Here is a 19,832-nt window from a genome sequence, read left to right on the forward strand (position 1 = left end):
TCAGTCTTGTAATCAGACATAAGTAATGGTTTCATGCCTCCACGGTCGACGCCGTGTGGTGCGCCGCACACGCCTGACCGCCGGCCCACGACACCACTGCCACGAAGGGGAGCTGATGCGCAGGTTTCACCGGCTGGGGGCGCTGGCCGTGAGCTTGGCCCTCGCGGCCACCCTGAGCTCCTGCTCGGAGCCGAGCGACGACGAGTCCACCATCACCGTCTGGAGCCTGGAGAACCTCACCGAGCGGATGGCGGTCACCCGCAAGATCGCCGACCGGTTCACCGAGGAGACCGGGATCGAGGTGAAGCTCGTGGCCGTGGCCGAGGACGACCTCGGCCAGATGGTCATGTCGGCGGCCGCCGCCGGGAGGCTGCCCGACGTCATCGGCGCGGTCCCGCTGGCCTCGGTGCACCAGATGGCCTCCAACGACCTGCTCGACACCCGCAGCGCCGAGCAGATCGTCCAAGGACTGGACCCCGACACCTTCCACCAGCGCGCCTTGGGCCTCACGCAGGAGGACGGGCGGCAGCTGGCCGTGCCCTCCAGCGCATGGACCCAGTTGATCGTCTACCGCAAGGACCTCTTCGAGGAGGCGGGACTGGCCGCCCCCACCAGCTACGCCAGGCTGGAGAAGGCCGCGCGCACCCTGGAGGGCCCCGGGATGAACGGGATCTCGCTGGCGACCGACCCCGGCGACGCCTTCACCCAGCAGAGCTTCGAGTACCTGGCGCTGGCCAACGGCTGCGAACTCGCCACGCCGTCGGGCGAGGTGGCGCTCGACAGCCCCCGGTGCCGCCGGACCTTCTCCTTCTACGGCGACCTGGCGACGCGGTACTCGGCCAGCGGATCGCAGACCGTCGACTCCACGCGCGCCACCTACTTCGCCGGCCGCTCGGCGATGGTGGTCTGGTCCTCGTTCATCCTCGACGAGCTGGCCGGCCTGCGCGACGACGCCCTGCCGAGCTGCCCCCGGTGCGGTCGGCACCCGCAGTGGCTCGCCGACAACAGCGGAGTGGTCAACGCCGTCCAGGGCCCCGGCGGCGACGGGCCCGCCCAGTTCGGCGAGCTGACGTCGTGGACGGTCACGACGACGGCGGACACCCGCCGGTCCCGGGCGTTCGTCGACTACATGCTCGGCGAGGGCTACACCGACTGGTTCGGTATGGCACCCGAAGGCAAGTTCCCGGCCCGCAAGGGCACCCCCGAGGACCCCGACCGCTTCCAGCAGGCGTGGGAGGACAGCGACATCGGCGTCGACACCCGGATGCCGCTCTCCGAGGCCTTCTCCGCCGATATCAGCGACCAACTGAGCGCGGGCATCACGCGCATGGACCGGTGGGGCATCCCCCAGGGCCAGGGCCGCCTCGTGGGCGCCACGCTCGGCGAGCTGCCGGTCCCGCGCGCCGTCAACGCCCACACCAGCGGCCAGATCGCCGCCGCCGAGGCCGCCGGCCAGGCCTACGAGGACGTCGCCGCCATCCAGAACTCGCTCCAATAGCCGCGCGGCGCGCTCCCCCGCCCGCGGCACGTCTTCCGACCGAGGTAGCTCCGCATGACCACGACGCTCACCGCCCCCCCGAGCGGCACCCGCTCCCGGCGGCCCGACCGGCGGGCCACGCTCGCCGCCCGCGAGAACCGCGCCGGCATCGCCTTCGTCTCACCCACCCTCCTGGTGGTGACGGCCGTCGTGGTCGTCCCCATCGCCTGCACCGTCGTCCTGGCGTTCCAGCGGACACGGCTGGTCGACATCCAGACCACCGGGCTCATGGGCGCATGGACGCTGCGCAACTTCGAGCAGGTCTTCCTGTCGCCGGGCTTTTGGACGTCGCTGTGGACCACGGTCGTCTACACGGCCGGCACCACCATCGGCTCCATCGCGCTCGGCCTGGTCGCCGCCCTCGCCCTGCGGCGCCCGTTCAAGGGCCGGGCCGTGCTGCGCGGTTCGATGATGCTGCCCTACGTGGCGCCGGTGGTCTCCATGGCCTTCGTCTGGGAGGTCATGCTCAGCCCCGAGTACGGCATCGTCAACGCGTGGGGCGTCCGGCTGCTGAACTGGGACGCCCCGATCGGGTTCCTCACGCAGCGCTCGCTGGACGTGGAGGTCCTCGGCCTGACCGTGCCCGTCCCCATCGCCCTGGTGACGGTCATCGTGTTCGAGAGCTGGCGCTACTTCCCCTTCACCTTCCTGTTCCTGCTCGCGCGCCTGCAGGCCGTGCCCCGGGGCCTGGAGGAGGCGGCCATGGTCGACGGCGCGACACCGCTGCAGCGCTTCCGCCACATCGTGCTGCCGCAGCTCATGCCCGTGATGGCCCTACTGACGGTGCTGCGGGTGATCATGACCTTCAACAAGTTCGACGACGTCTACCTGCTTACCGGCGGGGGCGCCGGCACCGAGGTCGTCGCCGTCCGCGTCTACAACTTCCTCACCGCCCGGTTCGACGTCGGCGCCGCCTCCGCGCAGGCGCTCGTCCTCGCCGCCGTCCTCGCGGCGCTGCTCGGCGTGTACTTCCGGTTCTTCGCGTCCAAGGTCCAGGAGGAGAAGCAGTGACCCGCGCGCAACTCGAAACCAGGATCCTCGGCGTCCTGCGCTGGGTGGTGATCGCCTTCCTGGCGGTGATCACGCTCTTCCCCTTCTACTACATGCTGATGCTGTCGATACGCCCCATCGAGTCGCTGCTCATGGCCCCCGAGCGGCTGTGGGTGTCGGCGCAGGAGCTGACGCTGAGCACCTACCGCACCGTGCTCACCCCCACCGAAGACGGCGGCCAAGGCTTCCTGCGGCTGCTGCGCAACTCCGCCCTGGTCTCACTGGGCACGGTCGCGCTGACGCTGCTGGCGGCGGTGCCGGGCGCCTACGCCGTGAGCCGGCTCAACTTCTTCGGGGCGCGCAACGTCAGCGTCCTCTTCCTGGCCGTCTACCTGTTCCCGGCGACGCTGCTGGCCGTGCCGCTCTTCGTGATCTTCGCCAAGATCGGGCTGCAGGGCAGCCTCGTGGGCCTGGCGGTCGTCTACATCGCCCAGACCGTCCCGGTCTCCATCTACATGCTGCGCAACTACTTCGCGACCATCCCCAAGAGCGTGGAGGAGGCCGCCGCCCTCGACGGGTGCTCCCGGGTGTCCATCGTGGTCCGGGTGGTCCTGCCGCTGGCCGCGCCGTCGCTGATGGCGACGGGCCTGTACGTCTTCATGATCGCCTGGAACGAGTTCCTCTTCGCGCTGCTGTTCCTGGCCGCCGACCCCGAGGTGTGGACGGTCTCCCTGGGGCTGCAGCAGCTCGCCGGCGGGATCGAGGTCCCCAAGACCGTTCTCATGGCCGGCTCGGTGGTCCTCACCGTGCCCGTGGTGGTTCTCTTCTACCTAGCCGAACGGATGCTCACCGAGGGACTGACCACGGGAGCCGACAAGAGTTGAGCCGGCGGAATCCGCACGGGGACGAAGGAGTTCGATGGCCGCTGTACCGATGAGCGCGGGGCACATGCTGGCACTGATCCGCTCGGGGCAGGCGCGGACGCGGCGCGAGCTGCAAAGCGTCACCGGGCTGGCCCGCACCACGGTGCTGCAGCGCCTCGACCTGCTGCTGGAGGCCGGGTGGGTGCGCGAACGCGGCGTCACCACCTCCACGGGGGGACGCCCGCCCACGCGCCTGGAGTTCGACGAGGGCCACGCCGTCGTCCTGGCCGCCGACCTGGAGACCACGCACGCCCGCGCGGCCGTCCTGGACCTGGCGGGGCGCCCCCTGGCCGAGCACACCGGCGCGCTGGCGGTCTCCGACGGCCCCGTCGCGGTCCTGGACACCCTCGCGAAATGGTTCGGCATGCTCGTCGAGCGCGCCGGGCGGCCGATGGGGGATGTCTGCGGGGCGGGGCTGTCGGTGCCCGGGCCCGTGGAGTTCGAGACGGGCCGGGTCGTGCGCCCGCCCATCATGGCCGGCTGGGACGGCTACGACATCGCTGCCCACCTGCGCGGGGAACTGGGGGCGCCCGGCCTGCCCGTGCTCGTCGACAACGACGCCAACATGATGGCGCTCGGCGAGCACGCGGCCGGCTACCCCGAGTCGCCGGCCTTCGTCCTGGTCAAGGTCTCCACCGGCATCGGCGCCGGCGTCATCGTCGACGGGCGGGTCTACCGCGGGATCGACGGCGGCGCCGGCGACATCGGGCACGTGCGCATCAGCGGCGCCGACGACGCGCTGTGCCAGTGCGGTTCCTACGGCTGCCTGGCGGCCGTGGCCAGCGGCAGGGCCATCGCCCGGGCCCTGACCGGCATGGGCCTGCCCACCTCCTCCGGGTCGGGGGTGCGCGAGCGGCTGCAGGCCGACCAGCCCGAAGCGGTCCGCCTCGCCCGCGAGGCCGGGCAGCGCGTCGGTGAGGTGCTGGCCACCGTCGTCTCCCTGCTCAACCCGGAGGTGCTGATGGTCACCGGCGACCTGGCGGGCACCCCCTTCGTCGCGGGGGTGCGCGAGCTGCTCTACCAGCGCGCGCTGCCCCGGATCACGCGCAACCTGCGGGTGGTCACCGGCGAGCTGGGCGACCGGGCCGGGCTGTGCGGGATCGGCCACCTCGTCGTCGAGCACCTGTACGCGCCCGCCCAGGTCGACGCCCGACTGGAGGAGGGCGCCGCATGACGGCCGGCGCACCCGTGGACATCGGTCTGATCGGCGCCGGGCCCTGGGCCGCGGCGATGCACGCGCCGGTGCTGGCCGCCGGTCCGGAGACCCGGCTGGCGGCCGTGTGGGCGCGCAGGCACGAGGCCGCCCGCGCTCTCGCCGACCGGTACGGCGCGGTCGCGGCGGAGTCCGCGGCCGAGCTCGTGGAGCGCTGCGAAGCCGTCGCGTTCGCGGTGCCGCCGGCCGTCCAGGCGGAACTGGCGCCGGGGGTCGTGCGTGCGGGCCGCGCCGTCCTGCTGGAGAAGCCCCTGGCGCCCACGCTGGAGGGGGCGCGCCGGATCGCCGACGCGGTCGCCGAGGCCGGCGTGGTCTCCCAGATGGTGCTGACCAAGCGCTACCACCCCGCCACGCGCGCGTTCCTCGCCCGGGCCGCGGAGACGGCGGTCTCCGGTGCCCGCTCCTGCTACCTCCACGGCGCGTTCCTCGGCGGGGACCTCGCGACGGGGTGGCGGCTGGAGCACGGCGCCCTGCTCGACCTCGGCCCGCACCTGCTCGACCTGCTTGAGGCGGCGGTGGGCCCCATCGCGGAGGTGCGCTCCGCGGGCGACCCGAGGCGGTGGTGCGAGCTGACCCTGCTGCACCGCGACGGCGCCGTCAGCCAGGCGTCGCTGTCGGGCTCGGTACGCGTCGCCCGGCCGCGCACCCGCGTGGAGCTCTACGGCCCCGACACCGAGCTGTCCTACGACAGCCTCGGCCTCGACCCGGCGGAGGGCCATCCCGTCCTGCGCCGCGAGTTCGCCGCCGCGGTCCGCTCCGGACGCTCCCCGGCCCTCGACGCGGCCCGCGGCCTGCACCTGCAGCGTCTGCTCGCCGCGGCGGCGGGGGAGTAGCGGCCGCGGCCGCCCGCCTCGGTCCTCGCCGCCTGCTCTGACGTCGTGATGATGTCACTGGCGTCAAATTGCATCGAATACGGCTTGACGTGACGTCATAGAGGCGTCATAGTGAAGTCATGGATCTACTGCCGTACGTCGACAACCTTCGCCGCCAGCTCATGGCGGCCGCCGAAGCCGGAAGCGAGGAGACGCGGGAGACCGCCGCGCGCCTCACCGCAGCGCTGGAGCCGGCTGCCCGGCTGGCCCTGATGGACGCACTGTCCGACGCCGCGGACGAGATCACCCGCGACTTCGCTCCAGGGTCCGTCGAGGTCCGGCTGCGGGGTGGTCAGACTGACTTCATCGTGACGTCACCCCCGGTCGGCGAGTCGTCCGACGACGCCACCGACGAGGACGACCGTGCGCACGGCACCGAGCCGGAGGGCCGGCCGTTCACGGGACCCCCTCCGCCCGAAGCCGAGGAAGGCGGCACGGCGCGGATCACCCTGCGCCTGCCCGAGCACCTCAAGCCCCAGGTCGAGGAGGCCGCCCGCCGCGAAGGGCTCTCGGTCAACGCCTGGCTGGTCCGGGCCGTGTCCGCAGCGCTCGACACCGGCACCCGGCGGACCGGCCGGGGCGCGAGCCGGCGGGTCGGACGCGGCTACACCGGCTGGGTCCGCTAACTCCAAGCTCTGCAACTACCTCCACCACCACGTCTCCCACCAGCGGAGACGTCGCCAACCGCCATGACCGGGAGACAGCCATGCCTACTTTCGAGACGCCCGAACCGATCACCGCCGAGATCCACATGTTCGTCGGAACCCTGCAGATCAACGCCGGCGACCGCTCCGACACCGCCGTCGACGTCCGCCCGCGCGACGCGGCCAAGGACGTCGACGTGCGCGCCGCCGAACAGGTCCGCGTCTCCTGCACCGACGGCCGGCTGCTGGTCGAGGAGCCCAGCACCGCGAGCCGGCTGCTCGTGCGCAACGGCGTGATCGACGTGACCGTGGACCTGCCGGCCGGATCGCGGATTCAGGCCGAGACCAGAGACGCCAACATCCGCTGCGAGGGACGCCTGGGCGCCTCCGACATCACCACCACCAACGGCAGCATCACCCTGGACCGGCTGACGGGAGACGCCCGGCTCACCTCGGGGTACGGCTGGGTCCGCGCCCAGGAGATCGACGGCGGCGCCGCGGTCAAGACCTCCAGCGGCGCCATCACCCTCGGCACGGTCACCGGCCCCCTGCGCATGAACACCGCGCACGGCGCCATCGCCGTCGAGCGCACCCTCGACTCCGTCGAGGCCCGGACCGCACACGGCACCGTCCGGATCGGCGAGGTCGTCCGCGGCCGCGTGGACCTGGAGACGTCCTACGGCGAGCTGGAGATCGGCATCCGCGAAGGCACCGCCGCCTGGCTGGACGTGGGCTCCAAGAAGGGCACCGTCCGCAGCTCCCTGGCAGAGGCCGAGGGCCCGGGCGACGCGGAGGAGACCGCCGAGGTCCGCGCCCGCAGCACCTGGGGCGACATCATCGTCCGCCGCACCTGATCGCCGCGGCCGCTCGCCCGCCGCACCCGCTACCGCCCCTGAAGAAGCGCCGCCCGCGGCGCAGGAGAGAACGAGGCAGACATGACCACCCCGCACACCCCGCAACCGGCCGTCGCGGCCACCGGGCTGCGCGAGTCCTACGGCGACCACGTCGTGCTGGACGGCATCGACCTGGACATCCCCGCCGGCACGATCTTCGCGCTGCTCGGCCCCAACGGCGCAGGCAAGACCACCGCCGTCAAGATCCTGTCCACCCTGATCCGCGCCGACGGCGGACAGGCGCGCATCCTCGGCCGCGACCTGGAGCAGGACCCCGACGCCGTGCGCGCCGCGATCGGCGTAACCGGCCAGTACTCGGCGGTCGACGGCCTCCTCACCGGCGAGGAGAACCTGATGCTGATGGCCGGCCTCAACCGCCTGGGCCGCCGCCGCGGCCGGCAGCGCGCCGCCGAGCTGCTGGAGCGCTTCGACCTGGCCGACTCGGCCGGGAAGCCGGCCTCCACCTACTCCGGGGGCATGCGCCGCCGGCTCGACCTCGCGATGACGCTGGTGGGCGCCCCCCGGCTGATCTTCCTCGACGAGCCGACCACCGGACTCGACCCCCGCAGCCGCCGCGGCATGTGGGAGATCATCCGCGAACTCGTGGCCGGCGGGGTCACCGTCTTCCTCACCACCCAGTACCTGGAGGAGGCCGACCGGCTCGCCGACCGGATCGCGGTGCTGGACCGCGGCTCCATCGTGGCCGAGGGGACGGCGGACGAGCTCAAGCGCAGGATCCCCGGCGGCCACATCCGCCTGCGGTTCGCCGAGGCCCGAGCCCTGCACTCGGCCGAGCGCGCCCTCGGCGGGACGCGCGACGACGACGCGCTGGCGCTGCAGGTGCCCGGCGACGGCGGTGTGGACTCGCTGAGGGCGCTCCTCGACCGCATTGACGGCGCCTCCATCGAGGTCCAGGAGCTGTCCGTGCACACCCCCGACCTCGACGACGTCTTCCTGGCCCTGACCGGCCACTCCACCACCACCGGCGACGACGCACGAGACGCCCGCGAGGGCGACGACACGAAAGCAGGCTCCCGATGACCGCCCTGACCCGCACCGCGAGCGATTCGGCCACCATGCTGGGCCGCCGACTGCGGCACATGCGCCGCTACCCGTCCCTGACGCTGATGCTGGCCGGCATGCCGATCGTGCTGCTGCTGATGTTCGTCTACGTCTTCGGCGGCGCCATGGGCGACGGTCTGGAGGGCCCCGGCGGCACCGGGGGCCGCGCCGCCTACCTCGACTACATCGTCCCCGGGATCCTGCTGCTCACCGTGGCCATGGTCGCCCAGGGCACGGCGATCTCGGTCGCCACGGACATGACCGAGGGGATCATCGCCCGGTTCCGCACCATGGACATCGCCCGCGTCTCGGTGCTGACCGGCCACGTGGTCGGCGCCCTGGTCCAGACCCTGCTGGCGCTGGCGATCGTGACCGGGGTGGCCGTGCTGCTGGGCTTCCGCCCCGATGCGGGCCCGGTGGAGTGGGCCGCCGCGCTGGGCCTGCTGCTGGTGGTCACCTTCGCGCTGACCTGGACGACCGTGGCGCTGGGGCTGGTCGCCGACAGCGTGGAGACGGCCAGTAACACCCCCATGCCGCTGATGTTCCTGCCGTTCCTCAGCAGCGGGTTCGTGCCCACCGACACGCTGCCGACCGGGCTGCGGTGGATCGCGGAGTACCAGCCCTTCACCCCGATCAGCGACACCCTGCGCGGGCTGCTGATGGGCACCCAGGTCGGTGAGAGCGCGGTCGTGGCGCTCGCGTGGTGTGCCGGCATCGCACTGGTCTCCTACGTCTGGGCCAAGCGGCTCTACAACCGCGACCCCGCCCGCTAACGCACGGGCGCGCACCGCCGCCTCCTCCCGCGATGCGGAAGGAGGCGGCGTCGCGCTTGCCCCACCCGCTCCGGACCGGACCGGCTGCGCAGACCCGCGCGGCAGAGCCGGGAGCGGGACCGGCGGATCAGGCGCCGGCGCCGGGAGGCCCGTCGAGCACTCGGGGCACGTATTCGAGGAGCTGGAGGCGGCCGTCGAAGGTGCGGCTGTCGACCAGGTCGAGGGCGACGTCGGGATACCCGTCGAAGATGCGGTCCCTACCGGTCGCGCCGGTGATGACCGGGAAGACGACCACGCGGAAGCGGTCCACCACCCCGGCTCGTAGCAGCGACCGGCACAGGCTGAGACTGCCGATGGTACGCAGCGGGCGGGATTCGCGCCGCTTCATCTCCCGCACCGCCTCGACCGCGTCCTGCTCGACCAGCTCGGAATTGGCCCACGACAGCGGCCTCTCCAGGGTCGAGGAGAACACCGCCTTGGGCAGCGCGGTCAGCATGGCGAAGGAGGGGTCGTCGGGCATATCTGCGGCGAAGGCGGACATCAGCCGGTATGTCGTGGCTCCCATGAGGGCGACGTGCTCGGTCTCGGCCCCCTTCTCGGTCCAGGCGAGATACTCGGGCACCTCCATGCCCCACAGGCCCGGCCAGCCCTCGGCGGCGCCGTAACCGTCGAGGGAGATGATGAAATCGACCATGAGGTCCGACATCGCGTTTCCTTCCGTCGGGCGGGGCTGCGGTCAGGGCGCCCTCCGGTCGATTCCGCACCGGTTGGGGCGTCCGACGATTACGACCGGCCGCGGAGGCGAAACTCATCGCCCGCAGCCGGCTGTGTGCGGGTAGCGTTTCGACAGCCGAGAGGGCCCGCGGCAGTGGAGGCGAGGACGGTTCGGCCCCGCCCGTGCCGCGGGGCGCCGACTCTCGGGTGCCCCGCGCCGCGCCGGTGCACGCGCCGGGCCGATCGTGAAAGGAGCGGGTCGTGAGCCGTCGTTTCGAGGAACTGGACTGGCGACCGACGCCGATGGGCGACCTTGTGCTGCGCCGCAGGTGGGACCCTGTGCTGGGCTGCGACGTGCACGAGATCAAGCTGGGCGAGGAGTTCCTGATGTCCAGCGCGTTCACGGCGGCCGAGGAGGCGATGGCCCGGCTGGCGCTGGCCGAGGTGCCCCGGCAGGAGGGTGTCGAGGTGGCGGTGGGCGGCCTCGGGCTCGGGTTCACCGCGCAGGCCGTGCTCCAGCACGCCGGTGTCGAGTCCCTAGTGGTCGTGGAGGCGCTGCCCGAGGTCGTCGAGTGGCACGAACGCGGACTCATCCCCGCGGGCGAGGAGCTCTCGGCCGACGGGCGGTGCCGGTTCGTCGAAGGGGACTTCTTCGCGCTGGCCGACTCGGAGGCGGGCCTGGACCCCCGGGAGCCCGAACGCCGCTTCCACGCCGTCCTGGTCGACATCGACCATTCGCCGGCCCACCTGCTGGCCGAGGGCCACGCCGGCTTCTACCGCGCCGAGGGACTGCGGCGCCTGGCGCGGTTCCTGCACCCGGGCGGCGTCTTCGCGCTGTGGTCCAACGATCCGCCGGAGGCGCGCTTCTCCGCCGAGCTCGGCGCGGTCTTCGCCGAGGTGCGCGCCGACGTCGTAACCTTCCCCAACCCCCTCCAGGAGCGCGACGCCGCCAACACCGTCTACATCGGGCAGACCCCGTAGGGCGCGCCGATCCGCCCGCGCGGCGGCGGGACGGGGCGCGCCCGGTCGCGGCGGTCGCGGAGGGGGCCGCCGGAGACGGGCGCCGGTGTCAGCGCTTGCGGAAGAGCTTGGCCAGCGCCCGGAACGGCAGGGTGACCACCGTGACGACGGCATGGGCGATGGCGCCTATGACGGACGCGATGGCGTTTGCGATGGTGCGCAGTACATCAGCGATACGAGACATGCGGGCCCGCTACCCGCGGCGCGCTTCGCCTATCGCCGCCGTGCGCGAATGCGGCGCCGATCCCGCATCACGCGGCGGTACGACTGAACCGGTACCACTTCGGTGCGGTCCGGTTCATCGGCCATCCCAGATGGGCGGTGTCCGCATCCTCCACCGAGGACAGCTCCCACTGCGGAAACGCGGCTTCGACCTCCGCCCGCGACACCCCCTCCACGAGCCGCTGATACCGCGAGGGCCCGAAGGCGAGCATCAGCAGGACGGCCCCCGGCGCGGCGAGCGCCGTCACCCCCCGCCCGGCCGCCGCCCGCTGCCGCGCATCCAGCCCCTGGAAGCAGCCGATGTCGATGAAGAGGTCGAACACGCCCAGGCCGGCCGACTCCAGGTCGGTCGCGTCCCCCACGACGTAGGAGACCTCCGCCGGGCCCTTGTTCCGGGCGGCCTCGATCGCCTGCGGCACGACGTCGACGCCCACCGCCTCCCACCCGCGCCGGGCCAGCTCGGGGGTGAACCCCCCGCGGCCGCAGCCGATGTCCAGGGCCCGCGCCGGCCCGTCCGGCCGCTGCCGCACCTCGCGGTCGAGCAGAGCGCCGAGCCGGGCCCCGGCCACGGGGCCGTAGCGCTCCCACGGCGTGATGCCGAACCGGTACATCCAGGCGTATTTCGTCATGGCCTTACGCTAAGCGGGCCCGCCGGAGCGGGCCCGCCGCCCCACCGCTTGCGCCTGCCGCGCCCGGCCGCGGGGACCTGGTGTCAGCGTGTACACACGAAGCTGTCGGCACTGCTCGGGTCCCCCGAGCGGTAGCGCGGCCAGAGCGGGTACTCGCACAGCGGCCGGGACCTGTCGCCGCCCGCGTCGGCGGCGACCGGATCGGCGGGCGGGCGCCGGTCCTCCACCCACCGTTCGAGCGCGGTGACCGAGTCCCAGCTCGCGGCGAAGGCGGGATCGCCGACGTTGGCGTGGTTGGCGCCCGGCACGACGTAGTAGCGCAGGAACCGCTCGGTCCGCTTGGGCCCGACCGCCTCGACCACCCGCTCGTAGTAGTCGTTCGTCGCACGGTGGGAGACGAGTTCGTCCGCGGCCCCGTGGATCAGCAGGAGCTTTCCGCCGGCGCGCTGGAACGGGCGCAGGTCGGCGTCGTTGACGTCCTGGAGGGTCGACAGGTGGCTGATCCGCTCCCGCCACCTGCCCGGCCGCGCGGGGTCGACGGACAGTGCGCCGCGGCCGGGATCGCGGGTCAGGAAGTGCTTGACCCACTGGTCCCAGTACTGCATCCCGTAGCCGCTGGTCAGCGGCATCGGATCCGCGGGGGCGGTGCTGCCGAATCCCAGCAGCGGCGTCCGCATGTCCGCGCCCGACAGGAACGGAAAGCCCGGGTAGCCTTGCTCGCCGCTGGCGATCCCGTAGGGCCAGGACCACTCCGAGGAGATGGCGCGCACCGCGTCGATCTGGCGGTCGGACAGGCACGCGGCGCCGGTGTCCTCGCCGCCGGGGCACCGCAGCTCTTGGGGATCGAAGTCGCAGGCCGACACGTTCGAGACGATCCCGTCCTCCAGTCCGTCGCGGCCGTCGCAGGACGCGATGACGCTGTCGTAGAGCAGGCCCTGCTTCTCGGGCCCGGGGAAGGCGCCGGGCTGCGCCAGGAGGCGGGTGGCGTGGCCGAGGTAGAGCACCTCCGCCAGGTTGTTCCACGCCGGGTAGGCGGAGATGACGCCGTCGAAGGCCTTGGGCCACCGCTGGGCCACGGCCAGCGCCTCGCGCCCCCCGGTCGAGCCGCCGGCGAAGTAGGTGTGCTTGGGCTTGGCGCGCCCGGTCCGGCGGATCAGGTACAGCGCCGCGTCATGGGTCTTCTTCAGCGCGTCGCCGGTCGCGAAGTTGCGCAGCGCCTCGTCGTTCATCGCGAACGAGCCGTCCAGCGACGGGACGGGGTGGGCGGCCGGGTCCGCCTGGTGCCCCGAGTCGCTCGCGTAGGTCGCATACCCGCGCGCCAGCGGGCTCGGCTCGTCCGCCGGCCCGAAGGCCACGTTCGCCGTGACGTCGGGGACGGTGCCGTTGTAGCCGCCGCCTCCGAACATCATCGCCTTGCGGTTCCAGTCCACCGGTACGGCCAGGCGCATCCGGATGTCGGGAGCGGAGCGGTCGATCGGGTGCAGCGCGGCGTCCAGGCGGCAGTAGCGCACGCTTTGGCCGCTGACGTCCTCTGTCACCACCGAAGCCGCGGTGACGTCGCCGCCCCGCGTCGGCAGGGTGATGGCGGAGGCGGGGATCTCCCGCCCGTCCAGCCCCGCGCACCGCGTCGGCCTGCCGGCCTGCTCGGCCGGGTCGGCCGCCGCCGGCGGGGCGATCGCCGCGGTGCCCACCACGGCGGCGGCCACCGCCGTCACCAGGCCGGTGCGCGCCGCGGCCGATGCGCGCGCCTTCCCCCCGGGCCTCACCGCCGGTCCCCTTCCTCGGCCGGGCGCGCGGGCCGCACGGGTTCGCCGACCGCGCCCGCGTCCAGGTCGTGGCGGAGCCAGGTCTGGTAGAGGCCCGTGTACAGCAGCGGCGCCACCACCGCGGTCACCGGCCAGATCACGTAGAGGAAGAGCGCAGTGGAGGTGGGCAGGCCGCCGAGGGTGCCCTGGCCGCCCAGCGTCGCGTGGGCGATCGCGAACAGCACCGCGAGTACGGCGCCGAAGGCCGCCACCTGGCCCACCGCGGCCCGCGACCACAGATCGCGCCGGTTGAGCGCGCCCATCAGCATCAGCACCGTCGTCAGCACGGGCACGGCGTAGTACACCAGGAACCACCAGTCGAAGAGCATCCCGGCGGTCGCGGCCGCCAGGGTGGCGAAGGCGGCGGCGACCAGGGCGTCGACGCGGCCGCCGCCCAGCGCGCCGTCACCGGTCAGCTCCGCGAACCGCGCCGCCGACGTCCGGGAGGGTGCGGCGACGGACACGGCGGCGAAGAGCAGGATCCCCAGGCAGATGACCGCTCCGCCGGACTGCAGGTACGCCGGCAGGGTGACCGCGCCCTCCGCGGTCAGGACGGTCAGCGCGAGGTTGGCGACGATGCCGAAGACCACCGCGACGGTGGTGGCCGGCGCCGTGGCGCGGCGCCAGTACAGGCCCAGGACCAGCGGCCCGAAGATGGCGGCCGCGAACGCCGCCCAGCCGATCGCGCCGAGGATGAAGACCACTTGGGACAGGTAGAGCGCGAAGACCAGGGAGCACGCGACGACGAGTGCGCTGGCGACGCGCGCCCACAGCAGCTCCCGCCTGACCCGGATCCCCAATGCCCCGGTGACGTCGCGCATCAGCGCCGACGCCCCCACGGCGATGAAGGAGTTCGCGCTGGACATGATCGCCGCGAGCAGTCCGGCGAGGACGAAGCCGGCGAACGCGGGGGAGACCATGTTGTCCAGGAACCAGGTGGCGGTGTTGTCGATGTTCTCCAGTTCGGGCGCGCGCCCGTCCATGGTCAGTCCGCGCGTGGCCATCCCGACGCCGAGGGCGAAGAGGGTCGTCACGGCGTAGGCCACTCCCGCGACCAGGGCGCCCCACTTCAGCTCGGAGGCCGAACGCAGCATCAGGAACTTGGTGATCAGCTGCGGCTGCGCCGCGGCGCCGAGGATGGCCAGCAGCACGAAGGTCCAGATCCAGGTCAGCGGCTGGGTGCCGTCGATGCGCAGGAACGAGGCGTCCTGGGCGGCGATGCTGTCGAGCATCGGCCCCCAGCCGCCGAGGGTGCTGGTGGCGAGGAAGAAGATGCCGACGGACATGGCCACCATGAGCAGGCCCTGGATGAAGTCGGTCCAGGCGCCGGCGAGCATCCCGCCGACGATCGTGTAGAGGGCGACCACGGCCGAGCCGATCAGGGCGCCGGTGGTCGTGGAGGTGCCGAAGATCAGGGCGACGATGACGCCGATCGCGGTGACCTGGGCGGTCATGTAGGCGACCGCTCCGATGAACATGGCCACCGACATGGCCAGATGCGCCGAGCGGCCCGGGTATCGGAGCCGGATCACATCGGGGATCGAGTAGACCTCGTGCTCCCGGGCCAGCCGGAACAGCCGGCTGCCGAGCAGGAACCAGGACAGCGCGAAGGCCAGGGGCACGAAGAGCGCCGCGGCGACGATCGCCTGCACGCCCCACGCGTAGGTGTTGGCGGTGTGGCCGATCATGCCGAAACCGCTCTGGATGGAGGCGAACGTACCGACCGCCATCACCAGAAAGCCCAGTGTCTGGCCGGCGACCAGGAAGTCCCTCGACGACTTCACCTTCGACCTCGCCCAGTAACCGATACCGAGCATGAGCGCGAAGTAGATCAGGATGAACACGATCGCTGAGTCCATGCGGCTCTCCTTCTGTGGCCCGAACTCCCCCGTGCTGTCATACTACGCAGTATTATGTGAGTCAGGACACAACAGTCAACAGGGTGGGCAGTCGGGGAACTGCCGGCGGTGAGACTGATGCGGGCTCACCGCAGCGCGCGAGGAGGAGAATCGTTGAGCATCAGCGCTCACGACACCGGGGCCGTCGGGAAGTCGCCGGAGGCCAGGCACCGCATTCTGGATGCGGCGGCCGAGGCGTTCATGCGGCGCGGCTTCGCCGGCACCACGCTCGATGACATCGCCGACCAGGTAGGGGCCACCAAAGGGCTGATCTACTACCACTTCCGGTCGAAGTTCGACGTGTTTCTGGCCGTGTACGAGGAGGGGATGCGCCGAGTCCGGGAACGCGTCGAGCCGCACGCGGCCGCCGGCGGCAGCGGGCGCGAGCGGCTGGAGGCGATGTCGCGCGCTCATCTCCTCAACCTCATGACGGACCTCGCCTACCACCACGTGGTCCACCAGGGAGTGCGCGCTCAGGACTCCGCGGAGCTGAAGATCCGCCAGCGCGACGCGCTGACCGCGCTCAACGAGCTCCGGCGCGACTACGAGCGCATGTTCCGCGGTGTCCTGGCCGAGGGCATGGCGGACGGCTCGCTCCGGGCGGTCGACGGATCCCTGGCCGCCCGGACCCTGCTGAGCAGTCTGAACGCCGTTGACATCTGGTACCGCAAGATCGAGGGCCAGCCCGCCGCGGAGATCGAGGACCTGGCCGACCGGATCGTCGACCTGCTCATCGCGGGCATGGCGGCCGAGTAGGCCGGGTGCCGTTCTGCCGGTTCCCGCGACCGACGCTCCGTGCCTCGGGGGTGACTCGGTGCGTTCGCTCCCCTTGACCCTCCGATAGCGCCGTGGTCTACTCAACCGAACGTTTCCGGAAGGGGGCGGGCCGTAGTCGAATGTTAGCGCTCACATCCAGCCGGACGGCCGGTTCCCTCCGATCCGTTTCCGCATCGGCAGACATCGGCGCAGGGCCGCGCAGGTCGGCGGACCGGCGGTGGTGGCCGATCGCCGTGTTCCCTACGGCCGCCGACGCCGCAGTCGGCGGACATCCCCCAACCGGCAAGGAACATCATGACTGCAGTAGTGAAAAGAGGCCTCGCCCTCGCGGCGTCGGTCCTCCTGTTCACGCTGGGACTGGCGACCGCGGCGCAGGCCGCGCCGGGCGGTCTGCCCTCCAGCTTCGAGTGGTCCTCCAGCGGCGTGCTGGTCAGCCCTCAGCCCGACGCCCAGCACGACATCGTCTCCATCAAGGACCCCACGGTGGTCCGGCACGACGGCAAGTGGCACGTCTTCGCCACCGTCGCCGACACCAGCGGCGGCTGGAACCTCACGTACCTGAGCTTCACCGACTGGGACGAGGCGGACACCGCCGAGCAGCACCACCTGGACACCACCGCCATCGGCGAGGGCTACCGCGCCGCGCCGCAGGTCTTCTACTTCGAGCCTGAGCAGCGGTGGTACCTGGTGTTCCAGACCGGGGTGCCGTCCTACTCCACCACCACCGACATCAGCGACCCCGACAGCTGGTCGGCGCCGCGCAACTTCCAGGAGGAGATGCCGCCGATCATCGCCGACAACATCGGCGACGGCTACTGGGTGGACTTCTGGGTCACCTGCGACGCCGCCATGTGCTACCTGTTCTCCTCCGACGACAACGGCCACCTCTACCGGGCCGAAACCAGCGTCGCGGAGTTCCCCAACGGCTTCTCCAACACGCAGATCGCGCTGGAGGACGATCGCAACGACCTGTTCGAGGCCTCCAACGTCTACCGCGTCAAGGGCTCGGACACCTACCTGCTGATCGTGGAGGCCATCGGGGCCGAGGGCCGGCGCTATTTCCGCTCCTGGACCTCCGACTCCATCGACGGGTCCTGGACCCCGCTCGCCGCGACCGAGAGCGAACCCTTCGCCGGCGCGGCCAACGTCACCTTCCCGTCGGGCCGGTGGACCGAGGACATCAGCCACGGCGAGATGCTCCGCGCGGGCGTGGACCAGACCATGCGGATCGACCCCTGCGACATGCGCTACCTGTACCAGGGCATGGACCCCTCGGCCGGCGGCGAGTACTCGCAGCTTCCGTGGCGGCTGGGCCTGCTCACCCAGACGAACTCGCCCTGCGACTCCGACGACCCCGACCCCGACCCGGACCCCGACCCGGACCCCGGGGACCCGGCGGCCCGGTGCGAGGCCGACTTCCGGGTCGCCAACGACTGGGGCAGCGGATTCCAGGCCGAGGTCACGGTGCGCAACGCCGGCGACGCCGCGATCGACGGCTGGCAGGTGAGCTGGCCCGCGGCCGGGTGGTCGGTCGACAGCCTCTGGAACGGTTCGCTGACCGCCGACGGCTCGACGGTCACCGTCGACAATGCGTCGTGGAACGGCCGGATCGAGCCCGGCTCGTCGGCGTCGTTCGGCTTCACCGCCACCGGAACCTCCGCGGTCCCCGAAACCGCCTGCACCGCCGAAACCGGGTAGCGGCCCGGACGGCCGGTGCTCCAGCGAGCCGCTGATCAGCCGGCCCGGGGGCCGGGCGCGAACCGGCCCCCGGGCCCCGTTCGGCGGCGGGCGATCACGACAGCGTGATGCTGTCCGGTTCCGCGTATCCGGTGCCGCCCGGGCGGTTCGGGGTGCCCTTGGCCAACCGGACGACGCCCAAACCCGACTCGGTCCGCGCGATCTGCGGCGGTCGAGCTGAATGTTTTGGGTGGCACCGAGAACTGTGCCACCAGGTGTTTCGACCGACGAACTCCCCAAGTTCCGAAAAGTTTCCGGAAGTCGCTTGACTTCGGACGTGTTGTCGCTCACATTCAACGGCAAAGGCAACAACCTTTCTGACTCTCCGGGCGGGCCTGTCGTATCGGAACTTTGTCAGGTGCGCCGGGCCGCCAAATGTTAGCGCTAACAATCGCGGGTTCAGGGCTCACGATGCGCCCCTCGGGCGGACCGTGCAGCTCCGGCCCCTGGAGGAAGGACCATGTCTACGTTGAGTAAGTCTCCGATCGCGCCGTCCTTGCGGCTGCGAGGGTGGTTCCTGCGAGTCGTCATCGCCGGCGTGATGGCCATGGTGGTCGGCGGTGCCGGCGCCGCGGTCGTACCGACGCCCGCCGCGGCGGCGACCGTCGACACGAACGCGTGGTACGTGCTGGTGAACCGCGAAAGCGGCAAGGCGCTGGACGTGTACAACCTGGCCACCGACAACGGCGCGCGGATCGCCCAGTGGCCCCGGAACGACCAGCACCAGCAGCAGTGGCGGTTCGTCGACTCCGGCAACGGCTACTACCGGGTGGAATCACGGCACTCGGGCAAGGTGCTGGACGTCTACAACTGGTCGACCGCCAACGGGGCGGGCATCGTCCAATGGACCGACTACAACCAGGCCAACCAGCAGTTCCGGTTGGCAGACTCGCCCGACGGCCACATCCGGTTGATCAACCGGCACAGCGGCAAGGCCGTCGAGGTCGAGGGCGCCTCGCACGCCGACGGTGCCGACATCGTTCAGGGCGACGACTCGGGTGCCGCCCACCAGCAGTGGCGACTCGTCCGCGTGGACGGCGACGAGGGGTCGGACGGCAACACGTGCGCTCTTCCATCGACGTACAACTGGACCTCGACCGGCCCGCTGGCCCAGCCGAGGCAGGGATGGGCTTCGCTCAAGGACTTCACGCACGCCCGCTACAACGGACAGCACCTCGTCTATGCGACGAATCATGACACGGGATCGTCCTGGGGCTCGATGAACTTCGACCTCTTCAACGACTGGTCCGGCATGGACTCGGCCAACCAGAACCCCATGCCCTTCTCCGCCGTCGCACCGACGCTCTTCTACTTCGCCCCCCGCGACATCTGGGTGCTCGCCTACCAGTGGGGCCGATCCGCCTTCTCCTACCGGACGTCGACGAATCCGGCCGACGTGAACAGCTGGTCGCAGGAGCAGCCCCTGTTCGAGGGAAGCATCGCCGACTCCTCCACAGGCCCCATCGATCAGGCGCTCATCGGCGACAGCACCCACATGTACCTGTTCTTCGCCGGAGACAACGGCAGGATCTACCGGAGCAGCATGCCCATCGGCGACTTCCCGGGCAGCTTCGGCTCGACCACGACGACGATCATGTCCGAGGGCACCTATGACCTGTTCGAAGCGGTGCAGGTCTACAACGTCGAGGGCCAGGACCAGTACCTCATGATCGTCGAAGCGATCGGCGCGCAAGGAGACCGCTACTTCCGCTCGTTCACAGCCGACAGCCTGGACGGCACGTGGACACCGCAGGCCACCACCGAAAGCAACCCCTTCGCCGGTCAGGCCAACAGCGGGGCCACCTGGACCGACGACATCAGCCACGGCGAACTGATCCGCACCAACCCCGACCAGACCATGTCCATCGATGCCTGCAACATGCAGTTCCTCTACCAGGGGCGCTCCCCCGACTCAGGTGGCGACTACGGCCTTCTGCCGTATCGGCCCGGTCTGCTGACACTGCAGCGCTGACAGGCCGTGTCGCACCGCTCGCCGCGACGCGGGCGGAGGGCGATGACGCCGCTTCCGAGGACACGGACGCCTCGAAACGGCAAGCCGCCGACGGGTAGGGGTCGGGTGCCGGACCGGCCGGACCAGACCGCTTCTCATCCCATCGCCGGCC

18 protein-coding genes are annotated in these 19,832 nt (G+C 71.6%); 13 read left to right on the top strand and 5 right to left on the bottom strand.

Annotation, left to right across the window (positions count from 1 at the left end):
• Positions 1 to 115: 115 nt before the first annotated feature.
• The 9 genes from FZ103_RS11485 to FZ103_RS11525 all read left to right on the top strand — a co-directional run bounded on the left by FZ103_RS11485 (position 116) and on the right by FZ103_RS11525 (position 8,907).
• Entirely contained in the window at positions 116 to 1,498 is a 1,383-nt protein-coding gene (locus FZ103_RS11485; protein ID WP_156000677.1) for an ABC transporter substrate-binding protein, read from the top strand.
• A gap of 54 nt (positions 1,499 to 1,552) precedes the next feature.
• Positions 1,553 to 2,548, top strand: a complete 996-nt coding sequence (locus FZ103_RS11490; RefSeq protein ID WP_156000678.1) for a carbohydrate ABC transporter permease — start codon at positions 1,553 to 1,555, stop codon at positions 2,546 to 2,548.
• A complete protein-coding gene (locus tag FZ103_RS11495; RefSeq protein ID WP_186356126.1) occupies positions 2,545 to 3,411 on the top strand; it encodes a carbohydrate ABC transporter permease in 867 nt (288 codons plus the stop codon). The genes FZ103_RS11490 and FZ103_RS11495 overlap by 4 nt, the downstream gene beginning before the upstream one ends.
• A gap of 34 nt (positions 3,412 to 3,445) precedes the next feature.
• Positions 3,446 to 4,624, top strand: a complete 1,179-nt coding sequence (locus tag FZ103_RS11500; protein ID WP_156000679.1) for an ROK family protein — start codon at positions 3,446 to 3,448, stop codon at positions 4,622 to 4,624.
• A complete protein-coding gene (locus FZ103_RS11505; protein ID WP_156000680.1) occupies positions 4,621 to 5,496 on the top strand; it encodes a Gfo/Idh/MocA family protein in 876 nt (291 codons plus the stop codon). The genes FZ103_RS11500 and FZ103_RS11505 overlap by 4 nt, the downstream gene beginning before the upstream one ends.
• 119 nt (positions 5,497 to 5,615) lie before the next feature.
• Positions 5,616 to 6,161, top strand: a complete 546-nt coding sequence (locus FZ103_RS11510) for a histidine kinase (RefSeq protein WP_186356127.1) — start codon at positions 5,616 to 5,618, stop codon at positions 6,159 to 6,161.
• Positions 6,162 to 6,241: 80 nt separating this feature from the next.
• Positions 6,242 to 7,033, top strand: a complete 792-nt coding sequence (locus FZ103_RS11515; protein WP_156000681.1) for a DUF4097 family beta strand repeat-containing protein — start codon at positions 6,242 to 6,244, stop codon at positions 7,031 to 7,033.
• Positions 7,034 to 7,114: 81 nt separating this feature from the next.
• Positions 7,115 to 8,113, top strand: a complete 999-nt coding sequence (locus FZ103_RS11520) for an ATP-binding cassette domain-containing protein (RefSeq protein WP_156000682.1) — start codon at positions 7,115 to 7,117, stop codon at positions 8,111 to 8,113.
• The gene (locus FZ103_RS11525) at positions 8,110 to 8,907 is read left to right on the top strand and encodes an ABC transporter permease (protein ID WP_156000683.1); all 798 of its coding nucleotides are present in this window, start codon (positions 8,110 to 8,112) and stop codon (positions 8,905 to 8,907) included. Before FZ103_RS11520 ends, FZ103_RS11525 begins: the two co-directional genes overlap by 4 nt.
• Before the next feature lie 127 nt (positions 8,908 to 9,034).
• Here FZ103_RS11525 and FZ103_RS11530 read toward each other — a convergent pair whose 3' ends face one another.
• Positions 9,035 to 9,613, bottom strand: a complete 579-nt coding sequence (locus FZ103_RS11530) for a dihydrofolate reductase family protein (RefSeq protein WP_156000684.1) — start codon at positions 9,611 to 9,613, stop codon at positions 9,035 to 9,037.
• A gap of 269 nt (positions 9,614 to 9,882) precedes the next feature.
• Here FZ103_RS11530 and FZ103_RS11535 point away from each other — a divergent pair, with 269 nt between their 5' ends.
• Positions 9,883 to 10,602 carry a spermidine synthase gene (locus FZ103_RS11535; protein ID WP_186356128.1) on the top strand — a complete coding sequence of 240 codons (720 nt, stop codon included), beginning with the start codon at positions 9,883 to 9,885 and terminating at the stop codon, positions 10,600 to 10,602.
• Between the two features lie 88 nt (positions 10,603 to 10,690).
• On the opposite strand, the gene FZ103_RS25505 is transcribed toward FZ103_RS11535, so the two are convergent.
• The 4 genes from FZ103_RS25505 to FZ103_RS11550 all read right to left on the bottom strand — a co-directional run bounded on the left by FZ103_RS25505 (position 10,691) and on the right by FZ103_RS11550 (position 15,156).
• Entirely contained in the window at positions 10,691 to 10,825 is a 135-nt protein-coding gene (locus FZ103_RS25505) for an LPFR motif small protein (protein WP_255429883.1), read from the bottom strand.
• Positions 10,826 to 10,892: 67 nt separating this feature from the next.
• Complete coding sequence (locus FZ103_RS11540) at positions 10,893 to 11,492, bottom strand: class I SAM-dependent methyltransferase (RefSeq protein WP_255429884.1); 600 nt, start codon at positions 11,490 to 11,492, stop codon at positions 10,893 to 10,895.
• An 83-nt stretch (positions 11,493 to 11,575) separates the two neighbouring features.
• Complete coding sequence (locus tag FZ103_RS11545; RefSeq protein WP_222936659.1) at positions 11,576 to 13,258, bottom strand: tannase/feruloyl esterase family alpha/beta hydrolase; 1,683 nt, start codon at positions 13,256 to 13,258, stop codon at positions 11,576 to 11,578.
• Positions 13,255 to 15,156: a sodium:solute symporter gene (locus tag FZ103_RS11550; RefSeq protein ID WP_156000685.1), complete on the bottom strand. Its 1,902-nt coding sequence runs from the start codon at positions 15,154 to 15,156 to the stop codon at positions 13,255 to 13,257. Before FZ103_RS11550 ends, FZ103_RS11545 begins: the two co-directional genes overlap by 4 nt.
• A gap of 153 nt (positions 15,157 to 15,309) precedes the next feature.
• On the opposite strand from FZ103_RS11550, the gene FZ103_RS11555 reads away from it, so the two are divergent.
• From FZ103_RS11555 to FZ103_RS11565, 3 genes are all read left to right on the top strand, one after another.
• On the top strand, positions 15,310 to 15,951 hold the full coding sequence (locus tag FZ103_RS11555) for a TetR/AcrR family transcriptional regulator (protein WP_222936662.1): 642 nt from the start codon (positions 15,310 to 15,312) through the stop codon (positions 15,949 to 15,951).
• A 315-nt stretch (positions 15,952 to 16,266) separates the two neighbouring features.
• Complete coding sequence (locus FZ103_RS11560) at positions 16,267 to 17,670, top strand: non-reducing end alpha-L-arabinofuranosidase family hydrolase (protein ID WP_186356129.1); 1,404 nt, start codon at positions 16,267 to 16,269, stop codon at positions 17,668 to 17,670.
• Between the two features lie 580 nt (positions 17,671 to 18,250).
• A complete protein-coding gene (locus tag FZ103_RS11565; protein WP_156001086.1) occupies positions 18,251 to 19,681 on the top strand; it encodes a non-reducing end alpha-L-arabinofuranosidase family hydrolase in 1,431 nt (476 codons plus the stop codon).
• The last annotated feature ends 151 nt before the right edge of the window (positions 19,682 to 19,832 follow it).

It is taken from the genome of Streptomonospora sp. PA3, assembly GCF_009728995.1.
GTDB lineage: Bacteria > Actinomycetota > Actinomycetes > Streptosporangiales > Streptosporangiaceae > Streptomonospora.

What these genes read in the sequence shown, in the direction of transcription:
- FZ103_RS25505 (WP_255429883.1), bottom strand. Translation starts at nt 10,825, where the DNA reads ATGTCTCGTATCGCTGATGTACTGCGCACCATCGCAAACGCCATCGCG.
- FZ103_RS11510 (WP_186356127.1), top strand. Translation starts at nt 5,616, where the DNA reads ATGGATCTACTGCCGTACGTCGACAACCTTCGCCGCCAGCTCATGGCG.
- FZ103_RS11515 (WP_156000681.1), top strand. Translation starts at nt 6,242, where the DNA reads ATGCCTACTTTCGAGACGCCCGAACCGATCACCGCCGAGATCCACATG.
- FZ103_RS11505 (WP_156000680.1), top strand. Translation starts at nt 4,621, where the DNA reads ATGACGGCCGGCGCACCCGTGGACATCGGTCTGATCGGCGCCGGGCCC.
- FZ103_RS11485 (WP_156000677.1), top strand. Translation starts at nt 116, where the DNA reads ATGCGCAGGTTTCACCGGCTGGGGGCGCTGGCCGTGAGCTTGGCCCTC.
- FZ103_RS11550 (WP_156000685.1), bottom strand. Translation starts at nt 15,156, where the DNA reads ATGGACTCAGCGATCGTGTTCATCCTGATCTACTTCGCGCTCATGCTC.
- FZ103_RS11525 (WP_156000683.1), top strand. Translation starts at nt 8,110, where the DNA reads ATGACCGCCCTGACCCGCACCGCGAGCGATTCGGCCACCATGCTGGGC.
- FZ103_RS11565 (WP_156001086.1), top strand. Translation starts at nt 18,251, where the DNA reads ATGGCCATGGTGGTCGGCGGTGCCGGCGCCGCGGTCGTACCGACGCCC.
- FZ103_RS11530 (WP_156000684.1), bottom strand. Translation starts at nt 9,613, where the DNA reads ATGTCGGACCTCATGGTCGATTTCATCATCTCCCTCGACGGTTACGGC.
- FZ103_RS11560 (WP_186356129.1), top strand. Translation starts at nt 16,267, where the DNA reads ATGACTGCAGTAGTGAAAAGAGGCCTCGCCCTCGCGGCGTCGGTCCTC.
- FZ103_RS11540 (WP_255429884.1), bottom strand. Translation starts at nt 11,492, where the DNA reads ATGACGAAATACGCCTGGATGTACCGGTTCGGCATCACGCCGTGGGAG.
- FZ103_RS11490 (WP_156000678.1), top strand. Translation starts at nt 1,553, where the DNA reads ATGACCACGACGCTCACCGCCCCCCCGAGCGGCACCCGCTCCCGGCGG.
- FZ103_RS11500 (WP_156000679.1), top strand. Translation starts at nt 3,446, where the DNA reads ATGGCCGCTGTACCGATGAGCGCGGGGCACATGCTGGCACTGATCCGC.
- FZ103_RS11520 (WP_156000682.1), top strand. Translation starts at nt 7,115, where the DNA reads ATGACCACCCCGCACACCCCGCAACCGGCCGTCGCGGCCACCGGGCTG.